Here is a 14,074-nt window from a genome sequence, read left to right on the forward strand (position 1 = left end):
CCGCCCCCGGTCCGGGACTGTCGGCGTCGCTACCGACTTCGCTCCTGGCTCCGCAGGCGGGGAAGCCCGCCGCGGGCCAGCCCCCGGGCCGCGACGATCGCCAGCACGGGTGGGGCCAGCACCACCGCCAGCAGGGCGGGCCAGGGTACGTGCCAGCGCAGCTCGACGTTGAAGCCGACGTAGGCCGCCGCCGGCCCGATGCCGGAGATCAGGCCGAGCAGGGTTCCGGCGCCGACGATGAACCCGGCCTGGGCCGCGGCGATGCGTCGGCGGGTACGCCCGGTGGCGCCGACCGCCGCCATGGTGGCTAGGTCGGGGCGGAGTTCGGTCGCTGCCAGCCCGACCGCCACGGTGCTGGCGACCAGGGTGACCAGGACGCTCACCCCGGCCAGCAGGTAGAACATGGTGGTGCTGCGACGGGTGTCCGAGCCGAGCTCGGCGGCCGCGACGGTGGCCGGCGAGTGCGACCTACCGGCGGCGAGCTGCGCCTGCAGCAGCACCGCGTTCGCCCGGTCCAGTTCCGCATCGGTGGGTGTACGGCTCGGGTCGATAACGACCTGCCGGGGCTGGGTGTCCAGCCCGAGGCGCTGCGCGGTCGCGGGTGAGACCACCAGGCCGGGAAGCTTGGCGAAATATTCCTGTTGGGCGGCCACGACGGCCGGCAGCGAGGTGGCTGCAGCCGAGGTGGGCGCCGCCGAGCCGGGCGCCGCCGAGCTGGGCTCCGACCCGCGAGGCAGCAGGGTGACCTGACCGCTCTCCGCCAGGGCGTCGTTGAAGACCACCGCGTCGCCCTGATCCAGGGCAGCCACCTCGGCGGTGGTGGCTGCCCGGCCGGTCACCAGCCGCACGACCTCCGCCCCGCCGACGGCGATGTCGCGCTGCTCGTGGGCGCGAATGACGGTGGGATCGGTGGTGCTGTCGGAGGGGTCCCGGAACACGGTGGGATAGAAGTTAGCGGCTGTCCGCAGTGGCACGACGGCGCGGGCCGGCAGGGGCGCGGCCAGCCGCGCCAACCCGGCTGGTCCCAGCAGGTCGGCGAGCTCCGCCGGCACCAGGACCTGACCGGGCCGCGCCTCCACCTGGGTGGGGGTGGCGACGCCACGGGCCCCGCCGGCCAGCGCGAGCGCGACGCTACCGGCGACGGCGCCGAGCACCGCGGCCATCGCCGCGGCGGTGCGGAGCCGATGCCGTACGGCGTGGCGCAGCGCCAACCGGGCCGGCATGGGCAGCACCCGTGCCAGGGGCGCGCTCACCCGTACCAGCGCGGGTGTGCACATGACGACGCCGAGCAGCAGAGCGACGCCGCCGGCGGCGAGCACGGCCGGTTGACCCTCCGGGTTGGCGGAGCCCAGCAACGCGACGGTGGCGACAGCGATCAGCCCAACGCCGGCCACCAGCGCGACCTGGTCCAGCCGGGACTGGTCCCGCTGGCCGCCCAGGGCACCGCGCAGGGGTCGCCCCCGGAGGGCGCGTGCCGGCAGCACCGCCGCCAGGACCGCCAGCAGCAGGGTGACCACCGCGGCCACCGCCACCTGCCCAGCGGGGATCGACACCTCGATCAACGGGTGGTCGGCGATGCGCTCGATGAGCGGGCCGGCCAGGGCGAAGGTCGCCAGCCCCAGGAGCACCCCGGCGGTCGCGGAGATGGCACCGAGCAACATTCCACTGGCGACGACCACCTTGCGGACCTGCGCAGCGGTGGCACCGGCGGCGGCCACCAACGCCAACTCCCGACGTTGCCGGGCGGCGCCGACGGTGAAGGCCGCACCGACCAGGAGCACGACCTGGGTGCCGGCGAAGCTCACCACGAGCACCGTCGCCGCCGCCTCGATCCGACGTTCCGCGGCGCTGGGGGCACTCCGTTCCCAATACGAGCTGGGCTCCGGCGGCGACCACCGGCTGCCCGGCGGCAGCTGCACCATCAGCTTGCCGCCCGCCGCAGAGAGCGGGGCATCGTCGGTTACGAGCAGCCCGGCGGCGCCCAACGACCGGCTCCAGTCGATCAGCCCGACCACGGTGAGCTCCCGCTGCGGCATCCCGGCGGTCAGCCGGCCCCCCAACTCCAGGCCCAGCTCGTCGGCCATCGAGCGGGTCAGCGCCACCTCGGCCGGCCCGGCGGGGGCCCGGCCGGACCGGAGCACATACCGGCCCTGGTTCAGCGGGTGCTCCGGGTCGGTCGCTTCGTAGTCCGACACGCGCAGGTCATCCGGGCCGTGGACCACCGTGCGGGCCTGCGTCAACCCGAGGGTGCGGCTGCCCGACGGCAGGGTGGCCGCGATCGCGCTGTCGGCGTCTACGATCAGGTCGGCCTGGCCAAACGTGAAGGTGGCGTTCTGCGCCGAGGTGCCGCTGAGGTTGCTCCAACTCACCAGCAGGACGGTGCCGGCGTACGCGGGGACGAAGAGCATCAGCAGGATCAGCGCGCTCCGGGCCCGATGGCGCAGCGCGGAGCGCCGGGTGATGCGCAGCGCGACCCGCCATGAACCGAACCAGCCGGCGGCGCTCACGACCGCTCCGCCAGCAGGCGCCGGGCATCGTCGCGCTCCGGGGTGGCGTCCACCAGTCGCCCGTCTCGGAGGAAAACCGTGCGGTCCGCCCAGCCGGCGTACCGCGCCTCGTGCGTGACCAACACACCAGCCGCCCCGGCGTCGATCCGCGCCCGCAGAACCTGCAACACCGCGAGGCCGGTCTGCGAGTCGAGGGCACCGGTCGGCTCATCCGCCAGCACCAACCGGCGGTCGCCGACCAGGGCGCGGGCGATCGCCACCCGCTGCTGCTGCCCACCGGAGAGCTGATCGGGAAACCGGTCGGCGACCTCGGGCAGGCCCACTTCGTCCAGCGCGGCGCCAGCCGCCGCCCGCGCCGACCGCGCACTGCTGCCGCCGAGCTCCAGCGGCAGGGCGACGTTCTCCGCGGCGGTCAGGTCGGTCACCAGGTTGAAGTCCTGGAACACGTAGCCGATGCGGTCCCGGCGCAGGTGGGCCACCGCCGTCGAGTCGAGCCCACCGAGCCCGACCCCCGCCACCTCCACCGACCCGGAGGTGGGTACCTCCAGACCGCCGGCGATGGAGAGCAGGGTGGACTTCCCCGAACCGGACGGCCCCATCACCGCGACCAGTTCACCGGCTCGAACGGTCAGGCTGACCCCGGCCAACGCCCGGACCGAGCCCTCGCCGGCCCGGTAGACCCGTTCCACCTCGGCCAGCCGCAACACCACGTCGCTCACCGCCGGGCCCGCCCCGACTCGGCGGTATCCGCAGCCTCGGCCGGGAACGACGCAGACTTGGACCCGGGTGCAGGTGCGGACGTGGAGGCGGAGGCGGGCCGGGTGTACCGCCGCCGCAGCACCGTCCCCTCCACATGATCGAGCCACCGGAGCTCGCCCTCGAGGGCGAAAATCAAGTGATCGAGGAACATTGACCAGGTGAGGTCAACGTCCTCGTTGGCCTGTCGGCGCAGGTCGGTGTAGTCCCGCAACTGCCGCATCGACTCGGTGCGCTGCTGCTGCACCACGATCGTGATGTCGACGCTCGGATCCTGCGCGGCCATCGCCAACTTGATCGCCAACTCGTTGCGGGGGCGCTCCGTCTCGGTGACCGGGGTGAGGTACCAGTCGGCGAGCGCCGCCCGCCCCCGCTCGGTGAGCGCGTACAGCTCCCGCCCCTGGTCGTCCGAGCCCGCGGTGGCGACGAAGCCGTCCCGGACCAAGCGGTCCAGGGTGGTGTAGATCTGACCGACGTTCACCGCCCAACTGCCACCGGTACGGGTGTCCAGCTCCGTTCGGAGCTGGTACCCGTATTTCGGACCGTCCACGAAGAGTGCCAGTAGCCCCCACCGCACCGCGTTTCGCTGCATGACGGGAACTTACCAGGTAACTACTTACTTGGTATCTCCTGACGCGAGATGCGGCTCGGGTAGCTGGTTACCGAAAGGTTCTTGGGGTTCGGAAAAGTGCCTTCTTCCCTGCATGCGATCGGTTTCCTATGGTGTTCTAGTAACCGAAAGAGAGCGAAGAAGGAGGCGGTCACCATGGCCGTAACCCTGGTCAACCCGAGCGGACTTCCCGTGGTCGACGTGTACCGGCAGGTGTCGGTGGCGACCGGTTCCAAGCTGATTCACGTCGCTGGGCAGGTCGCCTGGGATGCGGACGGCAATACGATCGGCGAAGGCGACCTGGCCGCTCAGGTCGAGCAGTGCTACCTCAACGTCGGTACCGCACTGGCTGGCGTCGGGGCGTCCTTCGCCGACGTGGTGAAGCTGACCGTGCATGTCGTCGACTGGACCCCGGACCGGATGCCGGAGCTGCTCGAGGGCATCGCGCGGGCGTCGGCCAAGCTGGGCACCACCCCCATAGCTCCGGCCTCACTGTTCGGGGCCGCGGCGTTGGACGTTCCCGAACATCTGGTCGAGGTTGAGGCGACCGCCGTCCTCGACTGATCACGCCTGCGAGGCGTCGAAGCGGCGCCGCGACGACTCGATGTGGCTGAAGTGGCGCTGAGTCCAGCCGCACATGCCGTCGACGACGCTCCGTAGCGCCTCACCCGCCCCGGTAAGGGTGTACTCGACCCGGGGCGGGATGGTGGGATACACGGTTCGCTCGACCAGGCCGTTGCGTTCCAGCATCCGCAGGTTCTGGGTGAGCATCTTGTGGCTGATGCCGCCGACCTCGTCGCGTAGCTCCCCGAAGCGCATGGTGCGCTGCCCGAGGAACTCGATGATCAGGAATGCCCACTTGTTGGCCACGTCGGAGAAGATCTCTCGTGCCAGCGAGTCGGCACGCGCCAGATCGGTGTCTGGCAGCAGTTCGCTCGCCTCGTGTCCGTTACCCATCCACTTACTCTCCATCAGATCCTCAGTAACCACAAGAGAGCACTGACGAAACGGGGGCAGGAGGCGGCGGCGATCAGCACCTGCCCGTGGACCGCTCCGTAAACCGGTGCCGGCGAGGTGGCGGCTTCAACGCCCGCTCAGCTCCGCGGTTGCGAGTTGAGTCGGGCAGCCTGCCGCATGAGATGGTCACGCTCGGGGAGGCTCGGCGCCGAGCGGGCAGCCTCGGCGTAGCGCCGGGCCGCGGTCACCGGGTCGCCCGCCCGCTCGTGCAGGTACGCCGCGACGGCGGCGTACCGGGGCAGGGCGGGGTCAAGCCCCGCCAGGGCGGCCAGGCCGGTCCGCGGGCCGTCGGCCTCCCCGAGCGCGACCGCCCGATTGAGCCGGGCCACCGGGCTGTCGGTGCGGCGCACCAGCTCGTCGTACCACTCGACGATCTGCCGCCAGTCGGTCTCCTCGACCGTCCGGGCGTCGGCGTGCAGTGCGGCGATGGCGGCCTGGGTCTGAAACTCCCCCAGCCGGTCGCGGGCCAGGGCTTGCTGGAGCACCTCGACCCCCTCGGCGATCAGGTGACGGTCCCACCGGCTGCGGTCCTGCTCCGCCAGGGGCACCAGCCGGCCGTCCGGGCTGGTGCGCGCCGGACGCCGCGCGTGGTGCAGCAGCATCAGCGCCAGCAGGCCCGCCACCTCCTCGTCGTCGATCCGGGCGGCTAGTTGACGAGTGAGCCGGATCGCTTCGGCGGCCAGGTCGACATCCCCGGAATAGCCCTCGTTGAAGACCAGATAGAGCACGCGCAACACCGTGGCGACAGCACCGGGCTGGTTGAGGCGGACACCCGAGACCGTCCGCTTGGCCCGGCTGATCCGCTGGGCCATCGTCGCCTCCGGCACGAGGTAGGCCCGCGCGATCTGACGCGTCGTCAGACCACCGACCGCGCGCAGCGTGAGCGCGACGGACGAGGCCGGCGTCAGGCAGGGGTGCGCGCAGAGAAAATAGAGCTGCAACGTGTCGTCCACCGCCTCGACCGGCCCGGGTACGGGCTCGCCCTCGACGCGTACCTCGCGCCGCCGCCGGGAGGTGTCGGCGCGGGCGGCGTCGAGGAACCTGCGCCAGGCCACGGTGATCAACCAACCCCGGGGGTCCCGCGGCGGATTCGCCGGCCATCCGCGCACCGCGTCGACCAGGGCGTCCTGCACGGCATCCTCGGCCGACGCGAAGTCCGCACCGCGCCGGACGAGAACCCCGATCACCGCTGGTACGAGGTCCCGCAGCAGTTCCCCGTTCACTCCGGCACAGCCGCCGGCACACCGTGGAACGGTCGAACCTCCAGCCACTCGTGGATCGGCCTACCGCCCGGACCGGGGGCCGCCGACAGCTCCCCCGCCAGCTCCACCGCGCGGTCCCACGACTCGACATCGATGATGTACCACCCGGCGATCAGGTCCTTGGTCTCGACGAACGGCCCGTCGGTCACCGGCGGCCGCCCCTCGCCGTCGTACCGCACGAATGCGCCGTCCGGCGACAGCGCCTGGGCGTCCACGAGTTCGCCCGTCTCCTCCAGCCGCGCCCCGAAGTCGTGCATGAACCGCAGGTGCGCGTCGACCTCGTCGGGCGTCCACTGGTCCATCGGCGCCCAGTCCACCGTGGGCGCCGGGCCACCCCGGTAGTGCTTGAGCAGCAGGTACTTGGCCATCAGCTTCTCCTGACGAGGCGACATCTCCGACAACAGCTCCGCGCGGGGGCGTACCGACTCCCCGCCCCCGCGCGGACCCTACTGCGAATCGATCGATCCGGCCCCCTGCCACACGGGACCGGCAACGACCTCTTGCCGGCCAGCCGACGATCGGTTCAGGCCGCCGGGCACCGCGCACCGTGGGCGGGCAACGTCAGGTCGACGAGGTAGCGGTCCACCGCGGCCTTCGTGCAGTCGGTGCGCTCGTAGGTGCCGTGGCCCCAGCCCTCGTACGTCACCAGACGCCCATGCCGGCCAAGCTGCCGGGCGACGTTGGTGGCCCAGTTGTAGCCGGTACGGGGGTCGTGCAGGGCGTTGAGCAACAACAGCGGAGTACGGGTCCGTACCTGCGGTGCGTGCGGTGGGTTCCGGACCGGCGACGGCCAGCCGAGGCAGGTCTGCACCGCCAGCAGCCCGCTGCCGTACCGGATGTCCGGCCCGGCCGCCGCGGCCTCCCGGACCAGACCGGCGTACTCGGTGTAGTTGCGGACCGGGACGGGCCAATCCGCGCAGAAGGCGGCTGCGGAGAGTGGAAGATTCAGCTCGGGGGGCGGGGAGCCGGCCTCCATGTCACGCACGGCGACCGCCAGCTCCGACCAGTCCGGATCGGCAAGCTCCTTAAGCGCCACGGCGGTGACGTCGAAGGCGGTACGCGGCGCGTACTCGCCCCGATCCGCGCGGGCCAGCACCTCGGCCCAGATCGCCCGCACGTCCCGACCGTGCAGCACGCACTCGGTTGACCGGTCACACCAGGAGACGAACTCGTCGAACGAGTCCTGCAGCGCGGCTGCCTGGGTGCGGACGAAGGGGCGCAGCCCCAGGCTGTGGTCGAACACGCCCTCCAGCACGACGGCTCGCACCCGGTGCGGGTACCGCTCGGCGTACTGCTGACCCAGCAGGGTGCCGTAGGAACTGCCGTGGAAGGAGAGCTGGCGCTCGCCCAGTGCGCGCCGCAACGCCTCCAGATCGCGCACCGTGCTGAGCGTGTCGGCGTGGTCGAAGACCGGGCTGGTTGGCCGGCACCGCTCCCAGAACGCCTGGTTGTAGGCCACCATGGCATCGAAGTCCGCCTGGCTGCCCAGCGGAACCGGCGGTTTGGGCAGCGTCGGGTCCGGGCTGCAATCCGGCGCGGCGCTGCCGGCAACCGTACGCGGGTCGAAGCTGACCACGTCGAACCGGTCGAGCAACTCGTCGCTGAACCGATCCCCCTTCCGGATTCGTACCACTCCGGAATCTCCCGGGCCGCCCGGCCCGAACACCAGCGTGCCCACCCGTTGCTGCGACTCCCGCGCTGGCCGGCGCGCGACGGAGAGCTCAAACGTCGGGCCATGCGGGCGGGACCAGTCCACCGGCAGCCGGAGCTGGGCACACTCCACCGTGCCTTCCGGGGCGGACGCTGGTGGCTCTTCCTGGCATTCGCCCCAGGGAAGGGTGGGTGTCGCGGGGGCCGGATCGGCCCGGGCCGGCGCGGACACTCCGGCGACCAGGGTGAGCGCGGCGACCGCGGTGGTCAGGGTACGGCTGGGCATGGCGCCTCCTTCAGAACTACCATGCCGTCCATACTCGACTACCAATTCATCCTCTGCTATGGGCATAGCTCCGGATAGGACCCGGAGCTATACCCCTTAGGGGCCACCCCGCTCCGGCGGGCCCGCACTCCACGGAAGCCGGCGGGCCCGCACTCCGCGGAAGCCGGCTGGCCGTCACGGCTCCAGGGTGAGCGTCTGCGCTGCTTCCGCCTCGATACTGGTTTCCTCCCAGCGCATCGGCAGGGTTTCCCCGGTACGCCACAGCTCCAGCTGGTCGTCGTAGTTGCGGTGGAACGCGTGGCCGGAGTTGCCAGTCAGCTGGATCCACCGGGAGGCGTCCAGGTCCGCCAAGTCAACGATCATCCGCATGGACGGAACGGCCTTGACCTCGTACCCGTCGGCGGCGTCCCAGCTGGTGGCGTTGACGATCCCGCTGCCGCCGGAGACGCCGACCGGGTCAGCGTTGAAAAGCCACTCGACGACCCCCACCCCCGAGGTGCCGAAGGACTGGTTCCGCACCGTCAACGTGTGCATCCGGCCCCAGCGCCAGTCGGCCGGCTCGTCGCCCTGCTCGCGGGAGAGTTCGCTCGCCGCCGCTTCGGCCGCCGCGCGCAGCAGGTCGTCCCGGCCCTCGACGGCCTCGGTCTCCGGTCGGTCCCACCACGGCGAGTCGGGCTGGCTGAGCAGACCCCGCACCACCTCGTACGACTGGTCGTTGCCGTCGAGCCGGTGGTCCGCGGGCAGCTCATCGAAGGTCGCCAGGAGCAGGTGCCGCCAGACGGCGTTGTAGTACGCCGCCGCGGCGGAACGACGCCCGTCCTCGGTGCCCGGCTCCCCCTCCGCCGGCTGCTGGTAGTCCCACTCCGTCCACAGCTCGGTGGCGGACCGGACCAGATCCGAGGCATCGGCGGCGACAGCCGACCGGACCGCCGGGACGAGCGTCGGCGCGAAACCGTTGCGGTTGTCGAACTGCATGGCCTGCACGTCCGCGACGGTGATCGCCCCGGCCTCCCGGGCCGAGCTGATCAACTCGTGGATGCGCTGGCTGCGGTAGCCGTAGTGCCAGTCGGTGGTGAGCAGGTGCGGGTACGACGGGCCGATGACGGCCTCGTTGGCGGTGACCAGGTAGCCGGCGGGCGGGTTGAGGACACTCGGCAACTCCGCGAAGGGAAGGAAGCCCTGCCAGTCGTACGCCGAGTCCCACCCGGGTGCCATCCATCGCCCGTCTCCCGTGCCCTGCACCGGGATCCGGCCGGGGGCCTGGTAGCCGATGTTGCCGTCGGTGTCGGCGTAGACCAGGTTCTGCGCGGGCACCTCGAACAGCGCCGCCGCGGCGCGGAAGTCGGTCCAGTTCGTGGCGGTGTTCAGCTTGAAGATGGCGTCGGCGGTCCGGCCCGGCGCGAGCGCGGTCCAGCTCAGCGCGATGGCGTAGCCGTCACGCTGCGCGCCGTCGGTGGGCGCCGGCCCTTCGGTGGGCGCCGGCTCTTCGGGGTGCGGCTGCGGGGTGGCGGCGACCGGTGCCGGCGAACCCGCCGGGTCGACCGGCGGCGCGAGACCGATCTCGCGTAGTTCGGCCGATGCGTCCGAGAGCAGGGGGCCGTGCCCGGAGGCCCGTACGGTGATCGACACCTCCTCGCCGCCGGCGACCTTGATGGTTTCGGTGCGGGTCGTCAACGGCTGCCACTCTCCGTCGACCTGCACCCGGTCGCCGTCCACCCGCTCCAGGTAGAGATCGGTGACGTCGGGGCTCAGGTTGGTGAAGCCCCAGGCGACGTGGGCGTTGTGCCCGATGACCACGCCCGGTATGCCGGAGAAGCTGAAACCGGAGACGTTGATGTCGCACGCGCAGTGCAGGCCGTTCTGGTACCAGATGCCGGGCATGCTGGGACCGAGGTGCGGATCGTTGGCGAGGATCGGCTTCCCGGTGTCGGTCAGGTCGCCGGCGATAACCCACGAGTTGGAGCCGATGCCCCGACCGGTGCCCACCATGGTCGGCAGCCGGGAAAGCCCGCCGGCCAGCGCGGTGACCAGCCCGGTGGCAGCCGTACCAGCGGTGGGGTCAGCCGGTTCCACGACGCCGGCTGGTGGGGCGGTGGCTGGTGGGGCGGTGGCTGGTTCGACCGGGTTCGCGGGGAGCACGCCCCCGCCCGTTCCGGCAGTCTCGGTCCCGGCGGGACCCGAGCGCTCAGCCGGGTCCGGCGAAGCCGGGTCGGCTTCCTGGTCGGCTTCCTGGTCGAAGGCGCCGTCCACGATGCCGCCCGCGATGACGATCGGCTGGTGCCGGTCGAAAGGGTAGCCCGGATACAACTCCTCGACCTGCGGGCGGGTCAGACCCTCGGCGAGGAGCGCCGCCCGGGAGATCTCGTCTTTCATGTTGCCGCGCAGGTCCCACGCCATCGCCTTCAGCCAGGCGAGACTGTCCACCGGGTGCCACGCCTCGATCTCATAGCCCGAGTTCTGCAGGCCGAGTACAGCGTACTCCAGACTCGCCCGACTCCCGTCGTTTTCGTCGAGCCAGGCGTTCACCCCGTCGGCGTACACCTGCAGGTAGCGCTTGGTTTCCGCCCCGAGGAGGTCCCACTCCTGCTCGGCGACCCGACGCCACCCCATCGTCCGGAGGTAGACGTCGGTCTCCACCTGGCTCTCGCCGAAGAGTTCGGCGAGCCGGCCCGCGGTGAGATGGCGGCGGAAGTCCATCTCCCAGAACCGATCCTGCGCGTGAAGGTAGCCCTGGGCCCGAAACAGATCCTCGGCGGTCTCCGCGTACACCTGCGGGATGCCGTGCTCGTCGCGGTGCACGGTAACCGGTGCGGTGAGCCCGGGCAGCCGAAGCGCACCGTCGTGCTGCGGGAACGCTCGCCGTACCGTCCACACGGCGGTGAGGGTGAGCACGAGGGCCAGTGCGGTGAGGACCGCCACGGTCCAGAGCGCGATCTTACGTATCCGGGGCGAAAGAATACGTGCGGGATTCACACCGAAATCCTAGAGGTTCGATGAGCTGTTGGGTGATCTTGAAGCCCGGGTAACGTGTGCCCGGCAGCGGCAGCCATTGACGCGTACGAGCGGCGGGAGCGGCAGATGAATCCGACGATCGCCCTTCTTCCCAGCGCGCTGCTCGGACCCGCCGTCTGGCAGCCGGTGCGGGAACGACTCCGCGCCGCCGGCCGGGATGTCATCGTCGCCGGAGAGCCGGGGGCGAGCGGGACCTCCGTGGCCGACGTCCTGCGGTGGTACCTGGACAGCCTGCCCACCGGTCGCGACTACGTGCTGGTGCCGCAGAGCAACGCCGGCCTGTACGTCCCGGCCATCACCGCGCAGCGCTCGGTGACCGGGCTCGTCTTCGTGGACGCGATCCTCCCACCCCAGCAGGGCAACACCCCGGTGGCACCGCAGCGCCTACAGGAAATGCTGCAGACCCTCGCCGGGCCGGACGGCGAGCTGCCGGTCTGGACCTCCTGGTGGCCACCGGAGGAGGTCGCCGCCCTCTTCCCGTCCGAGCAGGTCAGGGCGGAGGTGTCCGCACAGCAACAGCGCTTTCCGCTCAGCTACTTCGCGCAGCGGATAACCATCGCCCCCGGCTGGTCCGACCGTCCCGCCGGCTATCTCGCCTTCGGCGACGCGTACCAACCCGAACGGGTCACGGCGGAGAGTTGGGGTTGGCGCTCGGCCCAGCTCGACGGTGGACACCTGCACATGCTGACCGCACCGGGCGAGGTCGCCGCCGCGCTCGCCCGGCTGCTCTGATCAGCTCCGGCACCGACCGCGTCACGGTGTGTTTTTCCCGGCGGCAGCGGTCTGGCGGGGTAGCGACCCGGGAACGTCGTAGCCGGCGGCTTGCAGGCGGAACAACTCGGCGTACCGACCGCCGACAGCGAGCAGGTCGTCGTGGGTGCCGGCTTCGACGAGCCGGCCGTGGTGCAGGACGTAGATGCGATCCGCGTGGCGGACGTTGGCCAGCCGGTGGGTGATGAGGATGGTGATCCCGTGGCCCTGCCGGTCGCGGATCGCCTGGAACAGGGCGTCCTCCGCGCGTGGGTCGAGCGCTGAGGAGGGCTCGTCCATGATGAGCAGGTCGGCGTCCCGCAGGAAGCCCCGGGCGGCCGTGATGCGTTGCCACTGCCCACCGGAGAGGTCCTGACCGCCGGCGAAGGTCCGGTCGAGCAGGGTCTCGTAGCCGTGCGGCAATTCCTTGATCATGTTGTGGGCGACGGCGCGGTCGGCGGCGGCCTCGATGCGATCGGGCCGCGGGGTGGTGGTGAGGTCACCGATGGCGATGTTCGTGGCGGCGGTGAACGGCCACTTGTGGTACTCCTGCGTCACCACCGCGATCCGGTCCCGTAGCTCGTCGGTGTCCCAGTCGTCGGTCGGTCGGCCGTTGTAGCGGATGATCCCGCTCGTGGGCGTCCGCAGGGTGGCGATCATTGTGGCGAGGGTGGACTTGCCGGAGCCGTTCTCCCCCACGAACGCTACCGTCTGCCCCGCCGCGATACTCAGGCTGACCTGGTCAACGGCGGCGGCCTCCCGGTCGGGGTAGCGCAGGCTGACCGCGTCCACCGCGACCGCGCGCAACCGCTTCGGCGCCGGGCCAACAGCGGCACCGGTACGCGGCTCGGGCAGGCGGTCAGCGGCACCGGTACGCGGCGCGGGCAGGTAGTCGGCGGCGCGGGTCATGAAGCCGGTGTAGTCGCGGAAGTGCTGGCCCTCGGTGTAGGCGCGGTCCATCTGGAAGGTGACCACCGCCAGGGATCGCTGGGCGGACTGCACGGCGATGACGCCGGTGGCCGCGGCGGCCAGGGGGATGTGCCCCTCGACCAGCAGGAAGCCGAGCAGCACGTAGACCACGGCGGTGGCGATCCCACCGATCATCGCGCCGACGGTGGTGGTCGTGGTGACCCGACGGGCCAGCGCGAGCTGGATCCCGGTCTCGACCCCCATCACCCGGTCGTACTGGTCGAGCAGGAAGGACCGCAGCCCGTAGCTGCGCAGCTCGGGGGCGGAGTCGCGTTCGGCCATCAACCGGTGCAGCAGCCACAACCGACGCCGCCGCACCGACCCCGCCGCGTACGTCTGGTAGCGCAGGTGCCCGGCACGCAGCGACGCCCACCCGTTCGGCACCGTGGCCACCAGCAGCGCGACCAGCAGCAGCGGGTGGATCACCACGACGGCGACCGCGACGGCGAGCACACCGGTGAGGCCGGCGAGCAGGTTTATCGACGCCTGCACCAGGCCGGTGGTGGAGTCTGCGCCACGAGAGGCTCGCTCCATATCGTCGGCGAAGGCGTCCGCGTCGAACGCCTCCAGCCGGACCGCCGTGGTCACCTCGAACAGACCCCGTTCCACCTCCCGGTCGACTTTCGGGCTCAGTCCGTTCTGGGCGTACCCCATCGCGGTGGCCATGCCGGCGCGCAACGCGGTCACCGCCGCCAGGGCGACCAGGGCGGGCAGCGCGGCGAGCACCTTGTCGGCGGTCGGGCCCCCGGCGAACAACTCCACTAGGACCCGCTGCGCGGCGAGGAGCCCGAAGGCGGCCAGCACTCCGGCTCCCACCGTGGTGCCCGCCACGATCGCGGTACGGAGCCGGTCGGCCCGCCAGCTCACGGCCAGCGCCGCGCCCACCAGTCGGGGCAGCTCGGAGAAGACCGCGAAGAGACCGGCCTGCGCCCGCGCTCGCACCCCGGTCTCCCACCACATCTGGCGCAGCTCCGGTAAGGCCGCGTCCCGCACACCCCCGGCATCGGGGCGCGGGTCACGCTGGCTCGGCTTCGGCTTCGGCTTCGGCTTCGGCTTCGGCTTCGGCTGATCGGACGGGCGGTCGGGCAGGCTGGTCGTCGACATGCGGGAAACGTAGGACCGGTCGGGGGGACACGCCCGCAGCACCGCGCGCCGACAATGTCGGTAGCGGCGACACCGATTCCGACAATGTCAGTGGTGACGGAACCGATTCCGACAATGGCGGTAGCCATGCCGAAGCCGACATCACCCGAAC

11 protein-coding genes are annotated in these 14,074 nt (G+C 71.5%); 2 read left to right on the plus strand and 9 right to left on the minus strand.

Annotated features, from left to right (window positions below):
* Positions 1-29: 29 nt before the first annotated feature.
* Genes SALPAC2_RS27970 through SALPAC2_RS0115700 form a run of 3 tightly spaced genes read right to left on the minus strand, consistent with a single transcriptional unit; the run spans position 30 to position 3,855 of the window.
* Positions 30-2,507: an FtsX-like permease family protein gene (locus SALPAC2_RS27970; RefSeq protein ID WP_018217592.1), complete on the minus strand. Its 2,478-nt coding sequence runs from the start codon at positions 2,505-2,507 to the stop codon at positions 30-32.
* The gene (locus SALPAC2_RS0115695) at positions 2,504-3,226 is read right to left on the minus strand and encodes an ABC transporter ATP-binding protein (RefSeq protein WP_018217593.1); all 723 of its coding nucleotides are present in this window, start codon (positions 3,224-3,226) and stop codon (positions 2,504-2,506) included. The genes SALPAC2_RS27970 and SALPAC2_RS0115695 overlap by 4 nt, the downstream gene beginning before the upstream one ends.
* On the minus strand, positions 3,223-3,855 hold the full coding sequence (locus tag SALPAC2_RS0115700; RefSeq protein WP_018217594.1) for a PadR family transcriptional regulator: 633 nt from the start codon (positions 3,853-3,855) through the stop codon (positions 3,223-3,225). The genes SALPAC2_RS0115695 and SALPAC2_RS0115700 overlap by 4 nt, the downstream gene beginning before the upstream one ends.
* Before the next feature lie 174 nt (positions 3,856-4,029).
* Between SALPAC2_RS0115700 and SALPAC2_RS0115705 the strand changes: the two genes are divergently transcribed.
* Entirely contained in the window at positions 4,030-4,437 is a 408-nt protein-coding gene (locus tag SALPAC2_RS0115705; RefSeq protein ID WP_018217595.1) for a RidA family protein, read from the plus strand.
* Here SALPAC2_RS0115705 and SALPAC2_RS0115710 read toward each other — a convergent pair whose 3' ends face one another.
* The 5 genes from SALPAC2_RS0115710 to SALPAC2_RS0115730 form a co-directional block, all read right to left on the minus strand.
* The gene (locus SALPAC2_RS0115710) at positions 4,438-4,830 is read right to left on the minus strand and encodes a winged helix-turn-helix transcriptional regulator (RefSeq protein ID WP_018217596.1); all 393 of its coding nucleotides are present in this window, start codon (positions 4,828-4,830) and stop codon (positions 4,438-4,440) included. It abuts the gene before it with no gap.
* Between the two features lie 137 nt (positions 4,831-4,967).
* Positions 4,968-6,113: an RNA polymerase sigma factor gene (locus SALPAC2_RS0115715; RefSeq protein ID WP_018217597.1), complete on the minus strand. Its 1,146-nt coding sequence runs from the start codon at positions 6,111-6,113 to the stop codon at positions 4,968-4,970.
* Entirely contained in the window at positions 6,110-6,520 is a 411-nt protein-coding gene (locus tag SALPAC2_RS0115720) for a YciI family protein (protein ID WP_018217598.1), read from the minus strand. Before SALPAC2_RS0115720 ends, SALPAC2_RS0115715 begins: the two co-directional genes overlap by 4 nt.
* Positions 6,521-6,675: 155 nt before the next feature.
* Complete coding sequence (locus tag SALPAC2_RS0115725; RefSeq protein WP_018217599.1) at positions 6,676-8,088, minus strand: alpha/beta hydrolase; 1,413 nt, start codon at positions 8,086-8,088, stop codon at positions 6,676-6,678.
* A 174-nt stretch (positions 8,089-8,262) separates the two neighbouring features.
* A complete protein-coding gene (locus SALPAC2_RS0115730) occupies positions 8,263-11,061 on the minus strand; it encodes a penicillin acylase family protein (protein ID WP_026184776.1) in 2,799 nt (932 codons plus the stop codon).
* Between the two features lie 105 nt (positions 11,062-11,166).
* Between SALPAC2_RS0115730 and SALPAC2_RS0115735 the strand changes: the two genes are divergently transcribed.
* Positions 11,167-11,832 carry a hypothetical protein gene (locus tag SALPAC2_RS0115735; RefSeq protein ID WP_026184777.1) on the plus strand — a complete coding sequence of 222 codons (666 nt, stop codon included), beginning with the start codon at positions 11,167-11,169 and terminating at the stop codon, positions 11,830-11,832.
* A gap of 21 nt (positions 11,833-11,853) precedes the next feature.
* Here SALPAC2_RS0115735 and SALPAC2_RS0115740 read toward each other — a convergent pair whose 3' ends face one another.
* A complete protein-coding gene (locus SALPAC2_RS0115740) occupies positions 11,854-13,923 on the minus strand; it encodes an ABC transporter ATP-binding protein (protein WP_018217602.1) in 2,070 nt (689 codons plus the stop codon).
* Positions 13,924-14,074 lie beyond the last annotated feature (151 nt).

The sequence above is a fragment of the Salinispora vitiensis genome (assembly GCF_000378825.1).
GTDB classification, from domain to species: domain Bacteria; phylum Actinomycetota; class Actinomycetes; order Mycobacteriales; family Micromonosporaceae; genus Micromonospora; species Micromonospora vitiensis.